This is a genomic window from Bradyrhizobium erythrophlei, from assembly GCF_900129425.1.
Lineage (GTDB): Bacteria > Pseudomonadota > Alphaproteobacteria > Rhizobiales > Xanthobacteraceae > Bradyrhizobium > Bradyrhizobium erythrophlei_C.
In genome coordinates this window covers 4,218,267-4,243,187 of sequence record NZ_LT670817.1, presented here as the reverse complement: position 1 = coordinate 4,243,187, position 24,921 = coordinate 4,218,267, and the positions used below count along the sequence as shown (strand labels likewise).

The following is a 24,921-nucleotide window of genomic DNA, read 5'->3' as shown; positions in this document are numbered from 1 at the left end:
GACGTGATGGAATCGCCTAAGCTGGCGGAATGATCGGGCTGTTCTGTTTCGTTCTGGCCGTCCTGACCTCGCCATTCAAGTCGAAGTTACGGCTTGGAGCTCAGAACGCGGTGCTTCGCGCTGCGATGACGATGGCCAAGGCGGTAAGATACCCGATGGTTATCCAACGCTCGTGCGGAAGGCAGCTTGGGGCAAACATAAGCCCCAATAGCGCGAAAAGAAGCGCTGTCTGCGTGTGAAATAGCGGCGAGCGCAGCATTCCGATCGGTTCGCACTCAGCAAGGCGATCATCCGCGAGGATTGCACGACGGAACAGGAAGAACAAAAATGCAAACGCCAGGAACCACACCATTCAACCACCTTTAGCAGATGGGTTTTTAAGGGGCCTAAATCAGTCTCTAAAAAGCAAAGCATCGTGCCCCAAGATCGCTAAGGTCGAGTGTGGGTCAATCGCGTCGTTCCGACCGTGGTTCGGCCACTTTCGCGGTAGGGACGCGAGTTACCTCGCGCCCCCCGCACAGATCCGTACGGGCCCAATTCGGGCATACGGCTCCCTGTGCCTGTCGCAAATCAAATCCGGACATATTTGTGATGCAGTCCGCCGAGGATTGGGCGGCAAAGAATACGCCCTGCCCTCTTAACAGTACGCGATAGGGGCGAGTCTTTATTCAAGGACAGGTGCGTGCGCGTCTCGTTATAGTAGGTCGCGTAAGATCGCAGCAGATGGCGAAGATGCCGCTCGCCGAACACGACAACGTGGTCAAGACATTCCCGCCTGATCGAACCGATCGCCCTTTCACAATACCCGTTCTGCCACGGCGATCGCGGCGCGGTTGGCCTATCCCGAATGCCCATCGCCCGAAGGCGGCGGATGAGGACGTCACCGTAGACGGCATCGCGGTCACGAATGATGTATCGCGGTGCTGCGTTCCAACCATAGGCCTCGGTGAGCTGGCGCGAAATCCATTCAGCCGTCGGGTGCGCAGTCACTCCCAGCCACAGGATTTGGCGGCGATCGTGTTGCAGTATCAGCAACCCGTAGAGCAGTCGGAATGAGATTGTCGGAACCACGAATAGGTCCATCGACGCGATGCCGTCGGCGTGATTATGAAGGAACGTCTTCCACCCTTGGGACGGCGGTCGCCTTCCCCTCGCCATATACTTTGCAACGGTGGTTTGTGCGACATCGATGCCGAGCTTGAGAAGCTCGCCATGAATCCGTGGTGCGCCCCATAATGGGTTGGCGAGACCTATCTCGCGAATGAGCTGACGGATCTCCGGCGGGTCGTTGGACGGCCGCTGCGCGGTCTCGATTTCCAGCGCCAATATGCTCTGAAGCCGGCACGATGCCAGCGGATCACGGTCTCCGGCCTGACGATCTTCAAAGCGTCCAGCACGCCAGGTGCCAGCCGATACAACCCGGCAAATACCAACCGGTCGATGCTGGTGAAGGTTAGTCGCTGCGGCGATTTACGCCGCAGCACGTTGAGTTGATGACGAAGCGTCAAGATCTCAACTTGCAGCGACGCTCGCGACCGGAACAATCCGATCAGCGCCAACCAAATCAGGCTAAAAGCATCTCTCATGAACCAAGAGCATCACCCAATTCGACTGCGCTTACTAGCCGGATTGAGTTTCCGACAAGGACACCTCACTATGAAAGCAGGAAATTGGATAATCTTGGCGGCTTTGCTGGGGATGCTTTCGGCCACCATTTGGATTGGTTACGATATGTGGATGACGACCTCAGACATTGCGGTTTCGGAGAACGACTATATTGCGATGGGTATTGGTGCGGCGCTATCACTATTGATCAGTTGCGGGCTGATCGCGCTGCTATTTTACAGTAGCCGTCACGAGTAAATCGGTTCTTTGATCCGATTATGTTGCCGGGCGGCAAAAGACTGATCACCTGCGCGACGCGGCCCTCTACATCACCAAACTGTCCAAGGCCGAACACGACGCTGAAGAATGGCAGGCGGCGATGCAGGCGTTGTTACTGGTTGCAGTACATGACGGTCCGACGATGTTCGCCCGGATCGGCGCGATGCGGGCGCTGAACCGTCGCGTTGAGCCCGTGTTTGATAGCTCACGTAAAGATCATCATTGGGGAAAGCGGAAACTGGCGCGGGATCGTGAATGAGTTGCGCGCGTGCGTCGAACTAACCCGACTTGCGGCTCGACAATTCAGAAAGCGCGCGGCGGGCCACAGGTCGCAATCCTTCTAGCGTAACGTTTCCTTTTTTCACACTTTGCATCAGCTTTTTCGCAACGTACTTCCTGCTTTTATGGTCGCCGCCGTTGGGTAGATCGCGGCAGGCTTCCTCAAGCACCACGTCCATATTCGCGATTGTCCGTTCATCGAACTTCGCCATGTGACACGCCCGGTCAATTATCGAGGCCAATCGATCGGAATGAACCGCAACTGCCGCCGGTCGATTTCTTCGCGTAGTCTTTCGGCGTATTGTTTCACGCCCTCACCGGCAAACCGGTAGCGACCGCCCGCTCGCGTATCCAGATCGACCTGCCGTCGAATATTTTCGTAGAACGCCAAAAGGCGCTCATCCTTCGTCTGTGAGAAATTCATTTTCATCGCCCCAACAATACCCGGAGCGAATTTATCACATTAATTATCTGCGTCCAGCGCCCCGCCGTTCCAAACAGCGTGCCAAGGCAGGCGCTCCTCGACCCCCCACGGCATCAGCTTCAAAAAAACGCGTTCAGGCGGCTTAGTAGGATCGCCAATGCGACGGGAGTTAAGAGGGTGATCACAAAAAAGGCGATCGTCACTCCACCAGACGGTTTCTTATCGAGGTGGACTCGCATCGAACAGCACTCCTCTTGCGGAAGTTTCCTAGATAACAAGACTTGGCTGTCGCCGTTCCAGCAGCGCGACAGCAATGCGCGAAGCACAGCAGCACGGTTAGGTGCGCCGCGAAGTTCAGCGGAAATCCTCATGGCAGTTTGGAGACTGAAAGTGGAACTCCGGAGGGGCCGCCGCGTTCCTCCCTTCAAGAGCGTCCTTCGATTGTCCGCTGAGAGAGTTCAAGCATGGACGATTTTGCGGCACGCGCCAAGATGAAGGGTAAGCGATGCGAACGCCACTCCCACTTTCAATGCTCATAATTTCTGTCTGTTCAACTTTATCATCCAACGCACAATCCCAAAGTAGGCAGACAACGACTGTCGGCCCATGGGAGATTGCAACAAGTTACAAGGCAGACAAGTTCGATGCTTGTGTCATGAATCGTTCTGCTGCCGGATTCGGGATAAGCTTTATGCGAGCTCAAGATGGGCTTTTGCTACTTCTCGAATCCCCAAAATGGAAGCTCGATCGCGGCAAAGCCTACACTGTACGCCTCGTCGCAGGTTCGCAATCCGTGGAAGCCAAAGCCTTAGCCGAAACGAGGGGTGTGACGGTCGCGCTTGCAGACCGCCCGTTCAACGGAAAACTTCGAACAGCTACCGTTCTTGATGTCCGCGGAGAAGGCGCGACGCTACAGGTCCCGCTGGATGGAAGTGCGGCAGCCTTTGAGCGTCTAGAAGCTTGCTTCGAGAAAAATAGTCGAGAGAGTGCCGAAACAAATCCGTTCGTTGCACCCGATCGAAAGCCTTAAGCCACGGTCAGGCAGCCGCCATCACCACCTCCCGCGCTAATAGCCAAGTCCGCTAAGGGTCCTCGCGACCGAGTGCGCCGGTAAAGGACGGCTAGAGGCCGCCCACTGAGGCGGCCTCGCACATTCCTAGATTGGGTCGCGCGGCTTTCTAAGCTCTCGGTCAATCCGGTCTTGAACTCGGCGGGTCGCGATACCAATAAGCCGCGAGCGCGTCTGCGTGTGATTGGCGGCATATCCGGTTGGACATGGGCCAAAACCTGTTTCATCAGCCATCTATTTGTCCCAGCAGAATTGCGAAAAGCAGGGATACGGGACCCGATCGGTGGAAGCAGTCGAGGCTGAAGCAATCAACCGAGGATGCGACCAGATCGTACTTCGAACGCATGACTTTCAAGCCCCGCAGTTTTACATCAAGCTTGGCTTTGCAGTAATCGGAAGGATTCCAGACTATCCGGTCGATCACCAAGAAATCACGATGATAAAACTTTTGACCAGACCGAGGGTGATGACGTGATAAACCACCGCAATCTCGCGTCCACATCCTAGATTGATCGTGCGTCCCCACTCATAATGCTTTACATAGGAGCAGTGAATGGCGACTTACTTGAATTGTCGAGCACATCATCACCGACGCTGCAAATTTGAGGAATACAGGACCAACGTTGGGCCGATGATAGCCAAGCATGGCGGACGTTACCTGACAAAGGGCGGGAGCCAATGCGTTCAAGACATTCTCGATTTCATCGCCGAACGACTTGAAGCCGCAATCGCGATCAGACCGGAGAGATTTCGTAACATTGAGGGCGTCCGTCCTATTCCACTAGAGTAGCTTAACACATCGCGGCGCTTAAGCCGCGGTTTGGCGGCTGTTTTCGACCGATTCAGCCCGTAACTGAGGACGACTTTCACAAGGGAAAAGACCTTCCAAAAAAGGGCAACTTGTTTCGGTAGACCTTAACGACGCCCGCCGGTCACGTAGCGCCGCACCCTCGTTCTAAGACCGTGTAAGGAGGCCGCAATGAGAAATGGCACATTGGGATCAATCACAGGCCGCGATCAATTCATCATCGCAGAGGCACTGGCCACAGCTTTAGTGGCGCTGGAACAACTGCCCACTACGCGACAACCGACGCGCAACATTGCGGATATGAAGATGTTGCTGAACAGCCTCTATCCGCCGCCAGACGTTTCGATTCATCTTACAACGGCCAGATGGCGCTTCTTGCCGAATCTTCGCCCCTTGGTGCGCGAGAAATTTAAGAGAGCACATGGCGGGGCCGATGTGCACGGCTTGGAAACATAAAGGACTACCCGCGCTGGGAAGGACCCCGACATGACCCCAGATCAATTTCGGCAGCGTGCCGGCTATAATCGCTGGGCCAACGCCCGCCTGTATGCAGCCACGCTTGCGTTATCTGATCAGGCGTACCGTCTCCACATAGGCGTCTTCTTCGGTAGCCTGCACGGTACACTCAACCATTTGCTGCTGACCGACCGCCTCTGGCTGAAAAGGCTGACCGGTGAAGGCGACCATCCAAACCGGCTTGATGCAATTTTATACGAAGACCGGGCCGGACTAACCCGGGCACGGGTCGCCGAAGATATCCGGCTAATTGCAGTGGTTGAGAAGTACGACGAAGCGGCGCTGGTCAATCTCCACAGCTACAAGACGACATCCGGGATGCCGCAGTCACAGGTCCTTTCAGATATTTTGCTGCATTTGTTCAATCACCAGACCCATCATCGCGGTCAGGCACACGCCTGCCTATCGATATTGACCGGGGGCGAACCACCATCACTCGACTTGCTGGTTTTTCAGCGGGGAGGCACCGCGCCGGATCTCCAAGCCCTGATCTAATTTCAGCCCAGTGCGACCTATTCCCGGAGAACAGTGAGACCAAACTATCGACTCTGCCGTGTGGCGGCTGCTATCACCTATGGTCGTCGTCAGTCGGATGGGCTTTGTGATGAATGAGTGGACGAAGCAGCGCGACCTGTTAATCGAAGAGACATTGGCATTTGTTCAAGGAGTCGCCGTCAATACATCTAGGATACCCTCAGTACAGCAGGCGGTCGAACCGAAAGAACCTGCAACACCTGTGCAAAAGCCTGTGATAGCCAAAGATCTTGAGCCTAAAGACAAGATTGAAATGGAACGCACGGTCATTCAGAGGCGAGTTGCGAATTTCAAGGCGCATCAAGAACGATTTGAGCGGGAGCGGGAAGAGTATTTTACGACGACCATGGCAAAAGCCCGCGCCACCCAATGGATTGCGCCGAAGCCGTAAGCGCGTTCCGTTACGCCAACTGTGTTGGCTTAGGCGGATGCGCAGTTCGTGGATGACGGTCGTGAAGGAATACCGCTAACCTGTTTCGAATTGTAGGATCGATGGGAACCGCTGTCTCGAACAGTAGTTCCTGCACATCTCGGGGCAGATCAGGCCAAAGCTTAAGGGCTGCATGACCTAACAAGCGTTCGAACTCACCGACGGTGTCGTTCATATCCCGCCCTCCAGCGCATTGTGCGCTGCCAAGATTCAATTCGTCTTGGATGGCGGGAGTTGGGCATCCCAAAGGGTTATTCCGTCAAAGCGACAGCCCAATGTCGCACCAAAGGGGTTCGCTTAGGCGGTGATCCGGATCAGGGCGAAACCGCCCTGCTCGATCCTCCACACAGAGTCAACTTGGGAGTATATCCTTTCAATCGTCAACAGGCGCTTGCCCTGGTACGCAGGATGGAAGGATTTTTCGGTCCGTTAGATGCGGTGCGATCTCCGGAGCTAATACGGCGCCGAGAAAATCGGCCTTCTCCATAACGGCCCGCTTGAATACGGCCGTCGAAATTTTCGTGTAGCGGAAGCGTGTCTCGATCAGCCTCGCCCTACCGAAGCGGTTTGCGCCGCGCGGACCGACGAACTGCGAGTGCGACAAGTCGGTCCCAACCAGCGATGCGGCCGTCAATGAACAGTCGTAAAAGAAGCCTCGTACGCGCGCGTCGTCGAATACGGCCTCGGAAAGCGACGTATTCATGAAAACGGCATACAAAGACGGGGCTGGTCCTCTCCGGCGGCAATCGCCGCTCCGCGCGAAGGCCAACCCCAAACGGCGTTTCTGCAGTCAACGCCGTTCAGGACAGCGTTGCTGAAGACCGGAGCCTTCAGATGGGATCCGGCCAAGTCGGCATATTGCAGCGAAGCGTGGTGAAAGTTCACGTCGTTGCCCCCGGTGCCGTTGAGGTCAGCATCCGTGAACTCGGCATTGCGCAGCACCACCTGATCGCGGACGCCGAAGCCGAAATCGAGCCCGGACAGATTGCAGGAAGCAAAATCGGCTCTGTGTCCGCGGATCCTCTCCTCCAGCCATAGGCGGTGCAGAGCGATGGCATCGTTAAGCTCGTCCTGCGTCACCCGCCGTCGACCGACGCCAACGCCAGGACCGGACAGCGCGGCCAAGGTTCCGACCGCAGCTGCGAGCAGCCCGCGTCGGCCGATCATGCGGCAAGCAGGCCCGCAAGCGGGGTCGCCTTCTTGATCCGGAAAGACGTTTCGTAGGTGCGGTTGGGTTGCTCCGAGTCAGCCGACCAGGTGGTGAACAGCTCACCCGGGCGAATGGTCTTCGACCGGAGATTAGTCCTGAAAAAGCGCTCGGAAGGATCGTCGAAATCACTGCCGTAGTCTCCGCGCCGATCCTTCAAGATGACGAACGGCGAGCGGTTGAAATCGGACTTGATATCGCCGCGTGAGGCGGTCCGAGAGATCAAGGATGAAAAAGCCATCCACGCATCTGACTGAGATTAAATGTCCGGCATGCGATGGTACCGGATTTCCAACGGTCACGCAGCCAGTGCAGCCGGATCGCAAAATCTATCCTGAGCCGTGCGAACTGCGGTGGTAAGGGGCGCATAAGGGCTGAGCATATCGCTGCGAAGCAGGCATGGAGTCACCCAAATACAACAGCCTACCAAGAAACAGCGTGTCGCAGACAACCGGCAACAGCGCATGAGCACCGATCTGCATTCGCCTCATCCCATGGCGCGCGCATCCATACATCACGCTCCTCGTCGGTCGTCAGGATCACCGGCATCGCCTTGGGATGGATTGGCTCGACGACCGTGTTTGGCGCATCGTAAAAGAAGCAATAGAGCAGATGCGGTCCTGGGATCAGTTTTGCTTCGTGCTGCCATCCGGTTGTAGGTGGATACTGGTTCACCGAGCTTGCGCCTATAGTATCCGTGTCTCTGAATGGCCAACCTAATTTCGTCGCTGACGGCAGCAACCTTCGTCTTCTTCTTGCGCCACCTTCCTGTCTCACTGTTAGGGATCGGCAAGCCCCTCGGGACCACTAGCAGATCACCCTTCCAGTTCAAATACACGTCGAACATCGCAGCCCCTCCGAGCCTAACAGAGACCGCCAACTGAGGCGGCCTTACTCCGGCTTGTGACTCAGCAGGATCACGAGACGCGGCCCGCTCCAAAGCTCAACGTCGTGCCCATCGACGAGGCGCTTGGTCTTCTCTATCGCCTCGGCGTCATCAGCGCAGTCTAGCGAGTCAAACCCAATAAAATTCCCGTCGCGCCCGACGGGGTAGGCTCTGTACTCTGCCACTCCAAAAGTCCCCTGATGGATGCCCGACGATAGCGGGCGCGAAAAATAAATTCCGTCCGATAGCCGACATAAATTCAATTAGGCCACTGCGAAATTCAATTAGGCCACTGATGGTCGAAACAGGCCAGTACCAACAGGCCCATAGGAACAGGCCGAGAAACCCGAACTTTCGGGAATGAGGTGAGCGGCAAGCCGTACAGGCCGGTGCTGCTCTCGCCGATGTCTGCTTTGAAGCGCATTACGGACTCAAGTCGGACATCGCGCCATGTCCGGTGAGTGCCAACAACGGACTCATGCACCGCAGCAAACCATGCCGTCATTCGATCACCTCGTTGGCCTGGGCGAGCAGCAATTGCGGCACTTCGAGACCGAGCGAAAAGGCATTGACGCCCTAGCACCCGCGGTTGCCTTCGACGCCATGGTATCAGCTTTCCGCCGTTCTTAAGTCCTAGACGCGTTACGATCGTAACGAAGTTTTTCCGCACTGACATCAAGCCGCAACACGGCCCCCACATGTTCGGCAGTGGATGGCGTAGAGTTTAGATCACCCGGAACCTTGCGTACCCGACGCTCGCATTACGGCCATCAGGATGATCGGGGCGCATCACCGACAGCTTCGCCGTCGATCGAGACGAGTTCAGCATCGTTCCCCCGACGGGCAAACGTTACAGGATTGGGGCCTGGGAAGTGACTCTCTTATCACGCCTATTCGTGCTGGTGGCTGTCGCACTACTGCCAGCGATCGCGATCCAAGCATACAATGAATTCGATCTGCGTCGTGCGCGCCAGGTCGAAGTGCAGAACCAAACGCTCAGCCTGGCCAAACTAGCCGCGGCAGAACAGCAGCAGATCGTACAGGGAATTCGTCAAGTCCTGATCGCGATGTCGGAGGTCCCGGCGATAAAGACGAGGGACAGCCAAGCGTGCGATGCTTACCTGGCTGCGATGCAGCAGCGATTTCCGGCGTCCATCAGGTTTCTCGTCACCGACTTGAATGGCCGGTCCTTCTGCAACACGAACAGCGACCATCTGCCAATCAACATCGCTGCGCGGCCCTACTTTGCCGACATCTTGAAAAACCGCACATTCACGGTCGGAGAATTCTCGAAAGGTCTGGCAACCGGCCGGAACGTCATCCAGTTTGCGTTGCCGTTCTACGGCGACGATGGCCGCATGGGCGGCGTCATTGTGGCGGGTCTTGGCCTCGATTGGCTCGCTGACTACATCGCTCGAAAGGGCGCTCCGGAGGGAGCGGCGCTCGCCATCACGGATCGCAATGGCACGTATCTCGCCCGCTACCCCGATAACAGCCGGCTTGTCGGCAAAAAGATGCGCGGTGACAAATACCTGAATCTGGACCAACGGGGAGCGGTCGATATCCTCGACATCAATGGAGTGGAGCGGATCATCGGCTACTCAACCTTGGGCGCCGATTCCGGGGGGCTTTTTGTCGGCTATAGCGTCGACAAGGCGCAGGCCTTCGCCGACATCCAATATCGCACGCGGCGCGACATCCTTCTGATCGTCCTGAGCACCTCGCTGGTGTTGGTGCTGACATTGTTGGGCGCTAGGCGATTCATCCATCGCCCGCTTGGCCAATTGGTCAACGCCGCGAACCAATGGCGGCTGGGTGATTATGCCCGACGTGTGGACATCGCTGATAAATCCGAAATCGCCCGAGTCGCCGACGCGTTCAATACGATGGCCGATGCACTGGAGCACCGCGAGCACGAATTGTCGGAGGCGAAGGAAAAAGCCGAGGAAGCCGCGGCTCGGATCACGACGATCTTTGAGAGTACGACCGACAGCGTGGTCATCGTCGATCGAGACTGGCGGGTCAGCTACCTTAATGGGCGAGCCTGGACGCAGATAGGCGAAGGGCGCGATCCGATCGGTGCGAAACTATGGGAAGCCTTCCAGGATGCTGCCGACACGGAGATTTTCAGCCAACTTCGAGAAATCATGTCGGACCAGCGCCCGGCCTCGTTCGAAGCGTTCTGTCCTCGCCGCGGTGTCTGGTACGCGCTCAATGCGTTCCCCTCCAGCGAAGGCCTCGCAGTCTTCTTCCGAGACATCACCGAGCATAAGCAGGCCGTGGAGGCGCGCCGCCTCATGCAGGATCAGCTTCACCAGAGCCAGAAGATGGAATCGGTCGGCCAACTCACGGGCGGTGTCGCGCACGACTTCAACAACCTGCTTATGGTGGTCTCCGCGAACCTCGAGCTCATCGAGGAGGCGGCAGATAATGGCAAGGTCCGGCAGCTCGCCGCGGCCGCACGGGGTGCCGCTAATCGGGGAGCAAAGCTAACGGCGCAGCTTCTCGCCTTTTCCCGACGGCAGGTACTGAACCCAAAACTGGTCGACGCAAACCAGCTCATTTCTGAGTTCCAGGGGCTTATCCGCCAAGCAGTCGGAGGAAGCTGCGAGGTCAAGCTGCGGACCGATGAGCGATTTTGGCTGTGCCATGTCGATCCGCCACTGCTCGAGACCGCTCTCCTCAACCTGGCTCTGAATGGGCGCGACGCAATGCCGGATGGCGGCGTTCTCGAGATCGAGACGCGGAACGTCGTTTTGAATGAGGGAGCCGTGGCCGGGTGCTTGCCCGGATCGTATGTCAAGGTGTCCGTCACGGACACCGGCTGCGGGATGCCTCCTGAAGTACGGGATCGGGTTTTTGAGCCCTTCTTCACGACCAAGGAGGTTGGCAAGGGCACCGGACTCGGCCTCAGCATGGTCTATGGCTTTGTCCGACAATCCGGAGGGCATGTTGCTGTCGAAAGCGCGCCTGGAGTGGGGACCACGGTCGCTCTGTATCTACCCAAAGCCAAGCAAAAGCGTGATGCCGGGGTGGAAGCCATCCAACCGCAGGCCATCCCTGAAGGTTCGGAGCGAATCCTTGTGGTCGAGGACAATGAGGATATCCTGGAAGTCACGTCGGCAATGCTAACCACGTTCGGCTACTGGGTTGTTTGCGCTCGGACTGGGGCGGAGGCCATCCAGATGTTCGAGAGTGGCCGAGAATTTGAACTCTTGTTCAGCGATGTAGTGATGCCAAACGGAATGAATGGCGTTGAGCTTGCCCGCGAAGCGAGGCGGCTGAGCAAAGGCATCAAGATCCTGCTCACCTCGGGCTACGCGGGAGACGTGTTGGAAAGACATCGAGCGGTAGACGAGTTTCCGATCATCGACAAACCTTTCCGCCTGGCAGACTTGGCGCGGCGTCTGCGGTCAATCGTGCACGAAGCGCAAGATCCTCATGTCCCCTCTTTGCCTCCTCGTACGGGAACGGCCAACTGACATTCGCGAATGGTGACCATTTGACGGGTTCAATATATTTTTTGCGACCTGACGGTGACCGCTCCTGAAAAGGCGCGACTTCCGCTCAGGGTCAAACTGCGACATCGTTTCATTCGATCACTTTGTCGGCGCGCAGGACAAAGTTCGCCAAGATCTCAAGGCCGATTTATTTCCTTCGCGGACAAGCTTGAACCTTCTCGGCTGGGACGTCGCCCGAGCGTGTCCCCTGCAATATTTTGACAAGTTGCCGACCAGATAGGAGAAAATGTGAGCGTCAAGCTCGCGACACTCCCAGCTCTATGTGCTGGGCGTTGCGCACTGAACCGAAGCGTCCTCCGGAATAGTGAGAGCGCCTGTAGCGTCCGATCTGGTGTAGCCGCGGGCAGCCAAGCAGGCGTTAAACGCGCGGCACATTGGGCCATCCACGCTGTTGGCTTTAACTCCGGATTGATCTACCGATCCATCGGAAATTCGTTGTTGAGTCTCGTTGTAGCAGGTAGTGCGATCATGGAGCCATTGCTCTTGAGTGGCGCGGTTGTTGCTCGTCCAGCGCATGATTGGCGGTGGTGCGGTGGCGCAACCACTAACAAGCACCGCGCCAAATGCGACCACGCATACATGCAGAGATCGAAACATCCCCCAAGCCTCTTTCCTGGATTTCCCGTTCGTGACTAGAGCGCCGAAGGGGCAGTGGTGCAAGATGGGAGTTGCGCACACGCCGCAGCCGCGCCGCCGCATGCCCGCCTCCGAGACCGGAATGCAGAAGTTTAACTGTCTAAATTCGACATCTGGAAGGCGTCCGCGGGCCTGTTGGAACGAAACATTTGGCTGGTCGGCGATGTCCGAAGTGGGTCAAACTCAGACCTCGGCCCACGTCTGAGCTTGGTCCGTTCATCCCTCAACAACGGACATGCGGCGACTACTGCGCCAGGTCCGCTTTGTGCCCAAAAGCAGAAGTTTACCCCCAACAGTCCGTACAGCCTGCTACGCGCAATCCGTCCACATGGGCGCAGCAGGCACCTCGCCGTCTTGGCACAACCCGTACAAGGACTGATGCTGACGGAAGCCGCGCAATTCGAAATGGCCGATTTCAAAGACCGGTGCCGCAACTTCTGCGGCAAAAGCACCACTCATGAGCAGTGGCCGGCCAACATCCTTGCAGAGGAGTTCCAGCCGGCTGAGGATGTTGATGTCGCGCCCGACGGCGGTGAAGTCGAGGCGATTGCCAGAGCCAATATTGCCGTATGCGGCATCACCGTAGTGCAGAGCAATATCGATGGAAATATGCTGCTGGACCTCGGGCGGTGAAGCCTGGAGCGCAGCCAGCGTTGTCTGCGCTGCAACCAGGGCCGACTCACAGGCCAGCGCCGGATCATCGCCGGTGACTGGAAAGATCGCGATGACCGCATCACCGATATACTTCAGGATGTCACCTCCGCTGCCGATGACGCCAGGGACGACCAGATCGAAGAAGGCATTTAGGAGTTCAATGATTCTTTGCTCCGGAAGCTCATCTGTCAGTCGGCTGAAACCACGCAAGTCGGCGAGCAGCATTGCCGCCTTGATGTGGTGGACGTTTCCGCGCTGGACGGCGCCGGCCATAATCCGCGCGCACGGATCTCGACCTACGTAGGTGGCAAGAAGCTCACCATAGATCCGCCGGCCCGCCGTCACTTCGAGAACTGGGGCAAAGGTCGGAACTAGACAGCGAAAGAGTTCAACGTCCGCTTCCCCAAACCCGCTGGGAGCGTCGCTTCCCCACGATATCGCGTTAACGATCCGATTCGAAAAGATAAGGGGCGCCATCACGTAATGGGTAATGCCTTGCGCCCGCAGCGTTGCGAGGATCGGGAAGCGCCGATCGGTGGCTTCGCTAAGGACAGTATCAACCCACTGTCCGGTTTCGATAACGTACTGAAGGGGGCTATTCTGGTAATCCGACGTAGACTCGATACCGTGTCGCGACGATCGGAACTCGGTACTCTGTCCACGGCGCCAGATACGCGATATTCCCCGGAATTCTGGATGCAGCGTACGGACATGCACTGTGGCGCGGGCTATCGGCGCCCCGAGCACGGTGAGCTTCTCGCAGAGCATCTCAAGAAGCCCACCGGTATCGAGCGCAAAACGTCCGTCCTCGCTTAGCCAGCGCAGAAGCTCGGCCTTGCGATCAGCAAGTGAGAAATCGAGATCCTTGGTCACATTTCACCCGAAGTTTCCCGGGGCACATCCGCAACGATAAGTTCCTGTAGCGCGCTCGCAGCTCGGCTGGAAATTTCGTGCTGGCAGTGTCATGCCGGGCCGTCGCTTCATCGAGCCACCTTTCAGCCCGAGGAGAGCAATTTAGCACGGCCTGATGGCAGAGTGGCGGCCTCGTAGGTCACAGCAAATGGGGTGCTTGACTTCCGACTTGGGTCTTGGTTGCGTGATAACGCGCTGACGCGGGGCGAGAACGACCCTCCGACCTCGCGCGGTGTTGATGCGACGTGAGAAAATGTTTTCTTCTAGCGGATCAATCGCTTCACCATTTCCATAGCGAACCTGGACGCCGTTAGTTTGCTCCGGAGAAATGACATGAAAAGGCCTTCTCTTTGGGCAATTATAACATGTTTTTTAATTGCTCTAGCAAGTACCGCACACGCACGATCGGCCTATGATGGTTCCTGGGACCTCGCCTTCGTGACGCGACGAGGTGCGTGCGATCCCACCTACAACTTCACTGTCAATATTTCTAACGGAGTTGTGACGGAGCCTAATCTCGTAAGATTCAGGGGATATATCGCGAAATCCGGCGCAGTTCGCGCTTCGGTGACCGTTCAGGACAAATACGCATCGGGCTCAGGCAGACTCTCGAGCAGCTCTGGCCGCGGGACATGGAGCGGCTACGCAGGAAATGCGCGATGCTCGGGTTACTGGACTGCACAACGAAATTGACATCCTCACAAGGCGAAAACGGGAGGACATTCCGAATCCATACTATGCGAACGACCGCTTTGCGCCCACGAGCAGTTATTCGTTTGCCGGCCGTTTTTGGAATGTCGATCTCCGCGATCAGCCGATTTCTTGTCGGCCTCACCGTCCGAAAGATTGAGCGATCTGAGTTCATCGCTCCCAATAGGCCGGATCACCAAACGCATCACGCAAGCAATCGGCGAAGGCCTTCAACTTGGCGGACGGCCGCCGACCCTCCGGGTGGGCCACATAGATAAACTCCTCCTCAGGTCGCACTCCGACGTCGATCACTTGCAAGCGGCCAGTCTTTATGTCGCCGCCCGCAATAAACGTCGGCAGAAGCGCAATGCCCAGCCCGGCGAGCGCCGCGTCACGCATCATGTCGCCGTTGTTCACGAGCAGCGCTGCTCGGCCGCGCACGATTGTTGCTCCGTTCGATCCTGAGAAGCGCCAGTCGCCGACGCCCCGGTTCGTGTAGAAGATCCCACGATGACCATCGAGATCGGCCATCGATCCGGGCGTGCCTTGTCGCGCAAGATAGTCCGGTGATGCGACGAGGGCCCGGCGGCTCGGTGCCAGGCGCCACGCCATCAGACGCGAGTCCGCGATTGGACCGTGCCGAACCACAGCGTCGTAGCCACCGGCGCTGGCGTCGACACGGCGATCGTCGAGATCGATCGTCAATTCGATGCGGGGATGTTTGGCGATAAACGGGTAGATAGCCGGCCCCAGGTGCATGCGACCAAAGGTGACGGGCGCGGAGATGCGCAACGGGCCTACCAAGGCCCCGCGCCGCTCTGCCATATCGGCGGCGGCCTCCTGAACGTCGTGCGCGATGCGGGAGGCCCGCTCAAGGAAGGCGATCCCGTCCTCGGTCAGCGTCAGCTTGCGTGTGCTGCGGTGCACAAGGTTAGCGCCGAGACTTCTTTCGAGTTCGGTCAGCCGGTCGCTCACCACGGACTTGGACAATCGCAGCCGCCGCGCGGTCTCGCTGATCGACCCGGCCTCGGCGATCGCGACGAAAGTGGCTAAGCCATCGAGCTTCAGCATCGTTCGGGTTTTCCGGAAATCAGTTCCACCAATGTAAGTCTAATCCTGACAATGCACGAATGCTACCGACGTTTCGTCCAGCGGGGCTTATGGCGTCGGTCGAAGCGACCGCCCCCCGAATGGAGGGAGATGTGCGATGCTCAGCTTTGTCATTGGGGTTCTTGGGGCGCTCGCTATTGCGCTCCCGGCGGCGGCGCAGGTGCAGCCCTTTCCTGCATTATTCCGCACGCAGGAAATCGAGACCAACGGCGTAACACTTCATGTTCGCGTCGGCGGCGACGGGCTGGCGGTCGTTCTGCTCCATGGGTATGGCGAGACCAGCGACATGTGGGCGCCGCTCGCCGCCGCGCTGATGCATGACCACACGGTTATCGTGCCCGACCTGCGCGGCATGGGCCTATCCTCACATCCGGCAGGCGGCTACGACAAGAAGACCCAGGGCGAAGACATCGCAGGCCTGCTCGACGCGTTGCATATCGACAAGGTCGAACTCGTCACCCACGACATCGGCAACATGGTCGGCTACGCCTTTGCGGCAGAGCATCCAGACCGCGTGACAAAGTTCGCCTTGCTCGACGCGCCCCTGCCCGGTGTCGGCCCGTGGGAAGAAATTCTGAAAAATCCGTTGCTATGGCACTTCCGGTTCGGCGGTCCGGACATGGAGCGGCTGGTCAAGGGCCGCGAGCGCATCTACCTCGACCGCTTCTGGAACGAGTTTTCGGCCGATCCGAAGAAGTTTGATGAGGCCTCGCGCGAACACTACGCCAGGCTCTATGCCCGCCCCGGAGCCATGCATTCCGGTTTCGAACAGTTCAAGGCCTTCGATCAGGACGCCATCGACAACAAGGCGTTTCTGACCAAAGGCATGCTGATCATGCCGGTGTTGGCGGTCGGCGGCGAGAAATCGTTCGGTCCCATGATGGCAACCGTCATGCGTTTCGCAGCCACGAATGTGCAGCAGGCCGTAATCCCCCACTCTGGACATTGGCTGATGGAAGAGAATCCAGCTGACACCATCAAGCTGCTCAAGGATTTCTTGCAATGATGACACTTAGAGAATGCATGCAGAGCACAACCGTGAGCATCATCCTCGCGCTCGCCATTGCCACCGCCGCGCTCGCCGGCTCGCAGGAAGAGCGGCGCCGGCTGACTCCGTCCGACATCGCAGCTATGGCCAGGAGCGGAGCGGGCGCCGGCACCTCGGGTGTCTCGGGAATACAGACCACGGTGTTGTCCGGAGAGCCGATCGACCCGTCGCCGACCATCGACCAGGCCGTCAACGGCGGCTTTCCATGGCTTGAGATCCAGTGTGCACGCTGCAAGACGCCGAGCGACGTCGACCTGGCTGTAATGAAGCATCCACCGACCACGTTTGTGCACGACCTCGCCGGCCGGCTGCGCTGCCGAAAATGCGCCAAGGCGGGCCGACGCCCATCTGCGACGCTGCTGCAGTTGGCACAGCGCCCCCGCCACTTGCCTTCCGAGAATTGAGTGATCGCAATGGTCGCCAAAATGAAACCTTGCAGCCGGGATTGTTGTGACCTAGATTTAGGACACGACTGGATGGGGACCGCCCCGCCTGCACAGGGCTTTTGGAGGCCCGCTATCGAGATGAACCACCGCGAAATGATTCGCCAGGCCGGCGAAGCTCTGTACGGCGAGCGTTGGCAGAGCGAACTGTCTCGTGCTGTGGGTGTGTCGGATCGCACCATGCGCCGGTGGGTTTCGGACCCGTACGAAATCCCCGGCGGCGTATGGAACGACATCCAACAGCTTTTGCTGGCGAGAGGCGTCGCTATCGAAAAGCTTCGCAACGAAATTATCCGGGCAATTCCGGACGCCCCACAATCCATGAAGGATGACAGACCGATGATGCCTACCGTAAACGACCGACAGATATTCTCCGAACTGCCCTTCAATGACGGCAAGCTTTACACCGCTGGCAACGTCGATCGCCGGAAGTACGACCGGCTGACCGACCTTGGCTGGGTCGAGGGCGTGAGCACCAATATCAGCGATGTCGAATACCATCTGACCGTGGCCGGACATCTTGAACTCGCGTTGATCAAGGAAGCCGCAGACATGGCGAGCGATTTCCCGGATCCTGCGCCGAACGGGTTTCAGACCGTGGTAAATGCCGGCCCCCGTCGCCGGCAGTACCTCCAGCTCAAGGTTCGCAAGCGGTTCAAGCTCGGACATCACTCGCTCACCGTAGACGCGATCGAGGGCGACGTCGTGACCGTAAAGACGAGCGACGGTGACACGTACACTTTGAACGTACCCCCGAGTTTGATCCTGCGGTCTTGACCTCGGCAAACAACGTCGATGTGCAATCTCTACTCGATCACCACCAACCAGGCGGCCATCAGCGCGCTGTTCCGGGTCGTCAACCGGTACGTCGGCAACCTGGCGCCGATGCCCGGCGTGTTTCCCGACTACAGGGCGCCGATCGTGCGCGCCGGCGCCGAAGGTCGCGAGCTTGCCACCGCCCGCTGGGGCATGCCGTCATCGTCGACGGCGTTGATGGACGCCACCAAGAAACGAGCCGAAAAGCTGCAAGCCAAGGGCAAGCCGGTCGACTTCAAGGAATTGCTCCGGATGGAGCCGGATTCGGGAACTACGAACATCCGCAACGTGAAAAGCAAACACTGGACCCGCTGGCTCGGCGTCGAGAACCGCTGCGTGGTGCCGTTCAACTCGTTCAGCGAGTTCAACAAGATCGAAGGCGGCGACATCTGGTTCGCGTTCGACGAGAGCCGACCCCTCGCCTGCTTCGCCGGCATCTGGACCAACTGGACGTCGGTCCGGAAGGTCAAGGAAGGCGAGACCGTCAACGACATCTTCGCGTTTCTGACGACGGAGCCGAACGCCGAAGTCGGCGCCGTCCACCCGAAGGCGATGCCGGTGATCCTGACGACGCCGGACGAGGTCGAGACCTGGATGACGGCCCCTCCGGACGAGGCGCTGAAGCTGCAGCGGCCGCTTCCGGACGGCGCGCTCCGGATCGTGGCGCGGGGCGTCAAGGAAGATCCGGCTGAGGCAGCCTAGGCCGCCTTCGAGGGCAGGACAAAGCTGTTCGATTCGCTATTCTAGGTAGGGCGCGAGCACATTTTCGATCCATTTCATGAATGCGCGGACTCGGCGCGAGAGATTGCTTCGATGTGCTACGACGAGGGACACGGCGAGCGCCCGGCGGCGAAAATCGGGTATGATCTCCACAAGCGCTCCACTCTCTAAGTATCGGCCAATCCCCAAGAGTGGCGCCTGAATCAGGCCAAGGCCGGCGAGGGCAGCGGCTTCGTAGGTCTGCGCGCTGTTGACGTGTAGCGCACCTGGCAACTGGAGCGTCGCGTAGCTGTCGCCGTCCGGATATTCCCATCCATAGGGTCTTGCGCCCAGCATCGTCGAAAAATGAATTGTCCGATGTTCCTGACGCTGGAGATCTCCCAGCGATCGAGGGACGCCATAGCGCGCCAGATAGGCGGGACTGGCAGCGTTGACCATGCGCAACAGGCCCAGTGGGCGGGCAATCAGCGTCTCGTCCCCTATGGGTCCAAGCCGCAATACACAGTCGAACCCCTCTTGAACCAGATCAACCTGCCGATCCGTACTCGACACCTCCAGCTCCAACTCGGGGTGAGTCGCCATGAAATCCGGCAAGGCCGGCACGATCGTTGTGCGCGCCACCTCGGTCGGAAGATCGACCCGTAAACGCCCGCGAAGTGCCACGCGATCGCCTGCGAACATCGAGTGCAGGTCATCGACTTCAGCAAGCAGGTCGCGGGCACGGGCATGAAATACCCGTCCGTCTTCCGTCAACTGCACGCTGCGGGTCGTCCGGTGCAGAAGCCTAACGCCGACATCTTCTTCCAGCTTCCGGACCGCCGTTGAGGCCCTTCCTTTCTGAATGCCCAGGCTATCGGCTGCGCGGGTGAAGCTCCCCATTTCCGCTACCGTTGTGAAAATGAGGATGGGTTCGAGATTCTGCATTTTCGTGCCTCGGATTGTTCACCAAAGAGAGAACAGTCAGTTCATTTTCTCGTTGTTTATCATATCTGAGGGATACAATACGCTCCGAATATGGGATCCCCCCATCGGAGAATGACAAGTGTCCGAAACTTTGAACCTGCATCAGGTACCTGAAACCATGAGCTTGCATCGCGGCCTGTGGGCAGGCCGGATAATGAGCGCGATTGTCGTTATCGCTCTCGTGGCAGACGCCACTATTCAGCTTTTCGCGCCGGCACAGATCGCGAGCATGTTGCAGGAAACCGGATTCGCGATGGACCTGACCCGTGTCGTGGGTCCGATCATACTCGCCTGCGCCATCCTTTACGCCATCCCGGCCACCGCCGTCCTCGGCGCGATCCTGGTGACGGGCTTTTTGGGAGGTGCCATCTGCGCCCATGTCCGCCTTGGTGAGTTGGGGTCGCCGCCGGAAATCATTTCCCTGCTTCTGGGCGCGATGACATGGGCCGGCCTCTACGCGCGCGATCCCCGTATCCGGGCCATTCTGCCGCTCATCCATTGAAGCAACAGGGGCGGTGCTCTGTCCCTCAAGATCAGGAGAAAACGCATGTTCTTGGTAATGGGAATCACGGGAAAAGTTGGCGGCGCAACGGCAAAACATCTGTTGGCGCAAGGCAAGGAGGTACGCGCGCTCGTCCGCAATCGCGAGAAGGCGACTAACTGGGCGAACCAGGGCGTGGAACTGGTAGACGGCGATTGGAATGATTCGGCAGCCATCGAGCGGGCGCTCAAAGGCGTCGAAGGCGCGTTTGTCATGTTGCCGGCTGTCTGGGCCCCCTCGCCCGATTACAAAGAAGCCAAGGGCGTGATTGCGAACTATGTCGAGGCGCTCACCAAGATAGCGCCGCCGCGAGTGGTAGCGCTTTCGTCGATGGGTGCGAACAGGACCAGCGGGCTTAAGATGATCACGGCCTTGTCGCTTCTGGAGCAAGGTTTTCGCGACCTGATATCGCCAATCGCATTTGTGCGCGCAGGTGGATTCTTCGAAAACTTCCTCTACGGCTTGCAGGTCGCCCAGGGCGGAACGCTACCGGTCTACTACAATCCGACAAACCGGAAATCGACCATGGTCGCGACGAACGACATCGGCACGGAGGTCGCAACCCTTTTGACCGGGCCAGCGTGGTCAGGGCAGCGCGTCGTCGAGCTTGGTTCGATGATCACCGCGGATGAAGTCGCGGAGCAATTGGGCGAAGTCCTGAATCTCGACGTGAAAGCCTTTGCAGTCCCGCGTGCAGGGTGGGCGGAAGCGTTCGAGCAATTCGGCATCCCGAAGGGCCACACCGGACCTGCCGAAGAAATGTTTGAGGCCGTGAATGCAGGATGGATGGACCTCGGAGTCGAGGGTACGGAGCACGTAGCGGGTACGACGTCCGCACGCGACGTGTTTGCGGCGGCCCAGAAGGCCGCGACGTGAACCGCGGCGTTCACGCCAATGAAGATCGAGATCGAACATGAAGGTTCTTGTTTGGGTGCAACGGGCGGAACCGTGGCTGATCGTCCGCGACGCCTTGGCAAAAGGCCATTCCGTCGTTGTCCTGGTTCGCTCGAAGGCCCGCGCCCTGGATCTCCCCGGGGGCGGACATGATCGACGGCGTTGCTCGATCGCCTCACCCACCACTGCGACAGCGTCGAGACCGGCAACGAGAGCCGGCGCTTCAAGAACCGCGCCTAGCGTTCCCGCGTTCGCCCCGGCTGCGCAATCCGACCAGCAGCGCCGGGGCGAGCGCTACCGCTTCTGCCAGCCGTAACATGGGGTCCCTTTTGGATGAAAACCTAGGGTCCCGTTTCGACGTTCATTGACACCCGGCGGCATCGCCCCTGATCGTGCGGACGGATCGCTGCGCCATGTGGCCCGCGGTCAGAAATTTCGCAGCAGCGACGGGGATTGGAGCCGAAAACCGGCGAGATCAGGTGGCGCCCGCCTGCCGCAGCGTGATCCGCGTCAATTCGGAGGGGCGGCCGAGCCGCAGCGCTAAGCCGGGCCACAGCCCGGTACCGTTGTTCACGTACAGCGTCATCCCGTCGACGTCGTAGCGGCCCGAAACATAGCCGGCATTGGCGCGCGCGGCCAACCGGTCGATCCCCAGGATCAATCCGCCGTGCGTGTGTCCGGACAGTTGCAGAGCCACGCCGAGCTTCGCGGCGTTTCGCGCGTCGCTAGGCTGATGGTCGAGCAGGATGACAGGGGCGCCTTTGGGGGCGCCTTCGAGGACGGCGGCCAGGTCTCGGACGAGATGCCCAGTGTGGCGCGACGCCCGGTCGGTAATGCCGGCGAGCACCAGCTTGCTTCCGCCGCGATCGAGAACGATGTACCTGTTCTCGAGCGAGAGCAGTCCCAATTCGGCGAAGTGCGCCATCCACGTGCTGTAGCCGAAGATGTATTCGTGATTGCCCGAGATCACGTAGACGCCGTCGGTCGCCTTCAAGTCCCGCAACGGCTCGATGTCGGCGCGTCGCGCATCGAGAGTGCCGTCGATCAGATCACCCGTGATCGCGATCAGGTCGACGCCGAGTTTGTTCGATCGCTCGACGACGGCGCGCGCCCATGAAGCGGGAAACAGCCGGCTGATGTGGAGATCGGTCAGTTGCAGAATGGTGTACCCGTCGAACTGTCGCGGAAGTCCGTGGATGCCGACTTCGATGTCCTTCAGCGGCGGAATCCGCATCGCCTGGTGGACACCGACAGCGGCCGCGACGGTGGCCACCGCAGCCAATCCATAGCGGACGCCGTCGGGTGCGCTCACGATGCCACCATGGATCAGAAGTCCGACCAGAAGTCCGACATCGAGCGTCAGTTGCAGCAGCGCCAGCAAGACGATCGCGCCGAACGCCCAGTTGAAGAGGACGACCACAGGGCGTGGAAACTCCGGAGAGAATACCGAGCCCGACGAGAGCTTGCTCCACCGGTGAAACTGCAATGCGACCAACGCGAGCGCCGCCACCAAGATCTTGATCGAGAGCGGCAACTGCAGCGGCCAGACGAAGCGGGTCAGGATCAGCAGATAGGCCAGGCCGAATATGAGTTGGGGAATCGGTTCGCTCCGGATTTGATCGGTGCGGCTTTCGTACACGAAGCCCGGCACCATCTCGACTCGAATTAGCTTCGGTCAGGCCGCTTCCTCGGCTCGCTCGGGCGCGCAACCTTCCCGCTTGAGGTTCATGAGGTTCAGCAGGTGACCGGTCGCCCGCGCATCGCACAGCGCACGGTGATGCGTCTCGAGTTCGATTCCGTAGTGCTCGCACAGCTTCCCGAGGCCGTACGACTTGTGTCCGGGGTAGCGCCGACGCATGCCGGCGACGGTGCACAGCTTCGGAAACCGGAAGCGGCGATCGAGTCGTTCGTACTCATGGCTCATGAAGCCGTAATCGAAATTGACGTTGTGAGCGACGAATATCCCGTCGCCCATGAACTGCATGAAGCTGTCGGCGACCTCGGCGAATATCGGAGCACCGCGGACCATCTCGTTCGTGATGCCGGTGATCTGCGTTATCTTGGCCGGGATGGCTCGCTGTGGATTCACCAGGGAATGCCACTCGTCGACGACCTGGTGGTTGCGGATCTTGACCGCGCCGATTTCGGTTATCCGATCGCCGGACGCCCAACCGCCCGTCGTCTCGACGTCGACCACGACGTAGTCCTGCTCCGGATCGAACCGGAAATCGACCCGGCCGATCTCCGCGCGGATGCCGACGCCTCCAAGCTGCCGCAACCGAGTGAGTTGGTTGCGGCGGATCACGTCGCCCTCGGCTTTGATCTCCATGAAGGAGACCGCGCCATCCTTCTCCAGCATGAGATCCGGGAAGCCGTCGCGCATGTCGCGGAAGTTCTCGCACAAGGCGCTTACGATAGTTGCGATCCCTTCTCCGCGGGCTCCCGACAGCAGCGCTCGCAGCGCATCGACATCGACGTGGTCCCAGGCGAAGATGCCGTTCGGACGGCCCCACTTCGCAGCGATCGGGCGCAGGAGCAGATTGAACGCATTGCCTGATCGGATGGCATCAAGCTTGTCGTCGATCTGGGCAGCGAACCGATGCGCGAAGCTGCGGTCCTTGAGGCAGTGCGGCACCCAATCGAAGCTACTGTTGAGAAGGTCGGACTCGAACAACTCGTCCCAGAACAGCAACCCGAACAGCGAATGCCAGAGCGTGTTCTCCGCGAAGAAGACCCGGTAGCCCCTGCGGCGCATCACACCCGCGACGCCCGCCTCCGGATTGCCGCGATAGGTGTCGTCGACGGTTAGCTTGAGCCCGGCACGAAGAAGCTCGGTACACGATCCGGTCCTACGGCCGCCGAATTTCCGCGCGTAGAAATCCGTCGCGAAAACGAGTTCGCCATCGCTGGCCGGATCGTCGATCATTCGTCTCAGCAGATCCTCGGCATCAGCCTTTTCGCCGGTCCCGTAGAGCAGACGGACCAAGCGCTCTCGGCATTCCGGCGACGAACCGACGCGATAAAGCTGCCTCGCGAGATCCTTCTCTCCGAGCTTTTCGAAGAACTGACCTACCTGGCAGGCGGCACGGCTGCGGAGATCGGCAGCATAGTCGCTCGGGCAATCCGGACCTCCGAGGATGTCGCCAACCGCACCTTGGTAGATGTTGGTCGACCCGACCTCGATCCTGTCGAGAAGCTGGCTGTAACGAAAGCATGCCCTCGCCTCATCCCCGTCCGTGAAGCGGGCCCTGAACGAAGTGGCCTTGTTGGTCCGCATGATGCCCAGATCTCGCAGGGCGAAATTCTTCAGGTCCTCCTCTGTCTTGCCGAAGTACAGATAGAGCAGGAATTCGAGCGGCCGGACGTCATCCAGCGCGATGAACTTGGCGGCCCCGCAATGTTCAGCGGCGACCTCGAACGGAACCTGGGTCAGGAAGTAGTCGACCAGCTTCGCTTTCGGCCAGGAGACACGGATATCTGTCCGCCCCGCGCCTTTCGCGCCGCCGACCAGGATGTCCTTGGGCAGGCATGCGACGAAGGAAGCATAGTCCTCCGCCTTGAGGGTTCTGGCTTGGCCACAAGCCAAGAGGTCGTCGGCCGCGCGCTCCACATCGAATATCTCGGTGTAGCGGAAGAGCGTTCTGTTGAAGATCGCGCCGCGCCGGTTGACCATCCGGATCAGCAGGCATTGCGCGTCCTTGGAAAGGCTTTGAAACCGCAAGACGAAGGCGTCGTGCTCGTCCGTCAGGATCGAGCCGTAGGTCGTCCTGGCGAACGACAGCATTTCGACGAAATGATCGTGGTAGTAGTAGACGGGTAGATCGGGCCGTTTCATTCGCAGCGCCTTCGGGCCTTCCTGGATGGCGCGCAAGGAATTGACGGGCCATGACCGGCGCGGTTGGTTGCCGCTGCGCGGTAACTGTTCTATCTTTGTTC

25 protein-coding genes and 2 pseudogenes are annotated in these 24,921 nt (G+C 59.0%); 14 read left to right on the top strand and 13 right to left on the bottom strand.

The window, feature by feature from the left end:
- Window positions 1-100: 100 nt before the first annotated feature.
- Together B5527_RS20195 and B5527_RS46455 are read right to left on the bottom strand one after the other, a co-directional pair.
- Window positions 101-352: a hypothetical protein gene (locus B5527_RS20195; protein WP_079603094.1), complete on the bottom strand. Its 252-nt coding sequence runs from the start codon at window positions 350-352 to the stop codon at window positions 101-103.
- 218 nt (window positions 353-570) lie between these two features.
- Window positions 571-1,326: an integrase core domain-containing protein gene (locus B5527_RS46455; RefSeq protein ID WP_245332664.1), complete on the bottom strand. Its 756-nt coding sequence runs from the start codon at window positions 1,324-1,326 to the stop codon at window positions 571-573.
- Window positions 1,327-1,656: 330 nt separating this feature from the next.
- Here B5527_RS46455 and B5527_RS20185 point away from each other — a divergent pair, with 330 nt between their 5' ends.
- Window positions 1,657-1,863: a hypothetical protein gene (locus B5527_RS20185; RefSeq protein ID WP_079603093.1), complete on the top strand. Its 207-nt coding sequence runs from the start codon at window positions 1,657-1,659 to the stop codon at window positions 1,861-1,863.
- A 299-nt stretch (window positions 1,864-2,162) separates the two neighbouring features.
- Here the strand turns inward: B5527_RS20185 and B5527_RS20175 are convergent, their stop codons facing one another.
- Window positions 2,163-2,375, bottom strand: coding sequence for a hypothetical protein (locus B5527_RS20175; protein WP_079603092.1), 213 nt, complete (start codon window positions 2,373-2,375; stop codon window positions 2,163-2,165).
- Window positions 2,376-2,392: 17 nt separating this feature from the next.
- Window positions 2,393-2,593 (bottom strand): hypothetical protein, encoded by a 201-nt coding sequence (locus tag B5527_RS20170; protein WP_245332663.1) that lies wholly within the window; start codon window positions 2,591-2,593, stop codon window positions 2,393-2,395.
- A gap of 649 nt (window positions 2,594-3,242) precedes the next feature.
- On the opposite strand from B5527_RS20170, the gene B5527_RS44275 reads away from it, so the two are divergent.
- The 5 genes from B5527_RS44275 (at window position 3,243) to B5527_RS20150 (ending at window position 5,905) form a co-directional block, all read left to right on the top strand.
- Entirely contained in the window at window positions 3,243-3,617 is a 375-nt protein-coding gene (locus tag B5527_RS44275) for a hypothetical protein (protein WP_154072399.1), read from the top strand.
- A 223-nt stretch (window positions 3,618-3,840) separates the two neighbouring features.
- On the top strand, window positions 3,841-4,131 hold the full coding sequence (locus B5527_RS20165) for a GNAT family N-acetyltransferase (protein ID WP_154072398.1): 291 nt from the start codon (window positions 3,841-3,843) through the stop codon (window positions 4,129-4,131).
- A gap of 504 nt (window positions 4,132-4,635) precedes the next feature.
- Window positions 4,636-4,920, top strand: a complete 285-nt coding sequence (locus B5527_RS20160) for a hypothetical protein (RefSeq protein ID WP_079603090.1) — start codon at window positions 4,636-4,638, stop codon at window positions 4,918-4,920.
- Window positions 4,921-4,950: 30 nt separating this feature from the next.
- Window positions 4,951-5,475: a DinB family protein gene (locus tag B5527_RS20155; RefSeq protein ID WP_079603089.1), complete on the top strand. Its 525-nt coding sequence runs from the start codon at window positions 4,951-4,953 to the stop codon at window positions 5,473-5,475.
- A 79-nt stretch (window positions 5,476-5,554) separates the two neighbouring features.
- Entirely contained in the window at window positions 5,555-5,905 is a 351-nt protein-coding gene (locus B5527_RS20150; protein WP_079603088.1) for a hypothetical protein, read from the top strand.
- Window positions 5,906-6,317: 412 nt separating this feature from the next.
- Here B5527_RS20150 and B5527_RS20140 read toward each other — a convergent pair whose 3' ends face one another.
- From B5527_RS20140 to B5527_RS46445, 4 genes and pseudogenes are all read right to left on the bottom strand, one after another.
- Window positions 6,318-6,647: a pentapeptide repeat-containing protein gene (locus B5527_RS20140; protein ID WP_079603086.1), complete on the bottom strand. Its 330-nt coding sequence runs from the start codon at window positions 6,645-6,647 to the stop codon at window positions 6,318-6,320.
- The gene (locus B5527_RS20135) at window positions 6,644-7,111 is read right to left on the bottom strand and encodes a pentapeptide repeat-containing protein (RefSeq protein ID WP_079603085.1); all 468 of its coding nucleotides are present in this window, start codon (window positions 7,109-7,111) and stop codon (window positions 6,644-6,646) included. Before B5527_RS20135 ends, B5527_RS20140 begins: the two co-directional genes overlap by 4 nt.
- Window positions 7,108-7,392, bottom strand: a complete 285-nt coding sequence (locus tag B5527_RS20130) for a hypothetical protein (protein WP_079603084.1) — start codon at window positions 7,390-7,392, stop codon at window positions 7,108-7,110. Before B5527_RS20130 ends, B5527_RS20135 begins: the two co-directional genes overlap by 4 nt.
- A gap of 236 nt (window positions 7,393-7,628) precedes the next feature.
- Window positions 7,629-7,790: pseudogene (locus B5527_RS46445) on the bottom strand (SOS response-associated peptidase); the annotation flags it as partial.
- A gap of 1,119 nt (window positions 7,791-8,909) precedes the next feature.
- Between B5527_RS46445 and B5527_RS20110 the strand changes: the two are divergent.
- On the top strand, window positions 8,910-11,519 hold the full coding sequence (locus B5527_RS20110) for an ATP-binding protein (RefSeq protein ID WP_079603081.1): 2,610 nt from the start codon (window positions 8,910-8,912) through the stop codon (window positions 11,517-11,519).
- A gap of 984 nt (window positions 11,520-12,503) precedes the next feature.
- Here the strand turns inward: B5527_RS20110 and B5527_RS20105 are convergent.
- Together B5527_RS20105 and B5527_RS20095 are read right to left on the bottom strand one after the other, a co-directional pair.
- Window positions 12,504-13,721 carry an adenylate/guanylate cyclase domain-containing protein gene (locus B5527_RS20105; protein WP_079603080.1) on the bottom strand — a complete coding sequence of 406 codons (1,218 nt, stop codon included), beginning with the start codon at window positions 13,719-13,721 and terminating at the stop codon, window positions 12,504-12,506.
- Window positions 13,722-14,621: 900 nt separating this feature from the next.
- Entirely contained in the window at window positions 14,622-15,521 is a 900-nt protein-coding gene (locus tag B5527_RS20095; protein ID WP_079603078.1) for a LysR family transcriptional regulator, read from the bottom strand.
- A 136-nt stretch (window positions 15,522-15,657) separates the two neighbouring features.
- Here B5527_RS20095 and B5527_RS20090 point away from each other — a divergent pair, with 136 nt between their 5' ends.
- The 4 genes from B5527_RS20090 (at window position 15,658) to B5527_RS20075 (ending at window position 18,569) form a co-directional block, all read left to right on the top strand.
- Window positions 15,658-16,566, top strand: a complete 909-nt coding sequence (locus B5527_RS20090) for an alpha/beta fold hydrolase (protein ID WP_079603077.1) — start codon at window positions 15,658-15,660, stop codon at window positions 16,564-16,566.
- Window positions 16,567-16,583: 17 nt separating this feature from the next.
- The gene (locus B5527_RS46440; RefSeq protein ID WP_245332662.1) at window positions 16,584-17,012 is read left to right on the top strand and encodes a hypothetical protein; all 429 of its coding nucleotides are present in this window, start codon (window positions 16,584-16,586) and stop codon (window positions 17,010-17,012) included.
- A gap of 120 nt (window positions 17,013-17,132) precedes the next feature.
- Complete coding sequence (locus B5527_RS20080; RefSeq protein WP_079603076.1) at window positions 17,133-17,828, top strand: hypothetical protein; 696 nt, start codon at window positions 17,133-17,135, stop codon at window positions 17,826-17,828.
- A gap of 18 nt (window positions 17,829-17,846) precedes the next feature.
- Window positions 17,847-18,569: an SOS response-associated peptidase gene (locus B5527_RS20075; protein WP_079603075.1), complete on the top strand. Its 723-nt coding sequence runs from the start codon at window positions 17,847-17,849 to the stop codon at window positions 18,567-18,569.
- A 36-nt stretch (window positions 18,570-18,605) separates the two neighbouring features.
- Here the strand turns inward: B5527_RS20075 and B5527_RS20070 are convergent, their stop codons facing one another.
- Window positions 18,606-19,511, bottom strand: coding sequence for a LysR family transcriptional regulator (locus B5527_RS20070; RefSeq protein ID WP_079603074.1), 906 nt, complete (start codon window positions 19,509-19,511; stop codon window positions 18,606-18,608).
- Between the two features lie 118 nt (window positions 19,512-19,629).
- Here B5527_RS20070 and B5527_RS20065 point away from each other — a divergent pair, with 118 nt between their 5' ends.
- The 3 genes and pseudogenes from B5527_RS20065 to B5527_RS45770 all read left to right on the top strand — a co-directional run.
- Window positions 19,630-20,052, top strand: coding sequence for a DoxX family protein (locus B5527_RS20065; protein ID WP_079603073.1), 423 nt, complete (start codon window positions 19,630-19,632; stop codon window positions 20,050-20,052).
- Window positions 20,053-20,097: 45 nt separating this feature from the next.
- Window positions 20,098-20,967, top strand: a complete 870-nt coding sequence (locus B5527_RS20060) for an NmrA family NAD(P)-binding protein (protein WP_079603072.1) — start codon at window positions 20,098-20,100, stop codon at window positions 20,965-20,967.
- 171 nt (window positions 20,968-21,138) lie between these two features.
- A pseudogene (locus B5527_RS45770) lies at window positions 21,139-21,225 on the top strand (ATP-binding protein); the annotation flags it as partial.
- 235 nt (window positions 21,226-21,460) lie between these two features.
- On the opposite strand, the gene B5527_RS20055 reads toward B5527_RS45770, so the two are convergent.
- Window positions 21,461-22,585, bottom strand: coding sequence for a metallophosphoesterase (locus tag B5527_RS20055; RefSeq protein WP_154072884.1), 1,125 nt, complete (start codon window positions 22,583-22,585; stop codon window positions 21,461-21,463).
- A gap of 75 nt (window positions 22,586-22,660) precedes the next feature.
- Window positions 22,661-24,820: a 3'-5' exonuclease gene (locus tag B5527_RS20050; protein WP_079607389.1), complete on the bottom strand. Its 2,160-nt coding sequence runs from the start codon at window positions 24,818-24,820 to the stop codon at window positions 22,661-22,663.
- Between the last annotated feature and the right edge of the window lie 101 nt (window positions 24,821-24,921).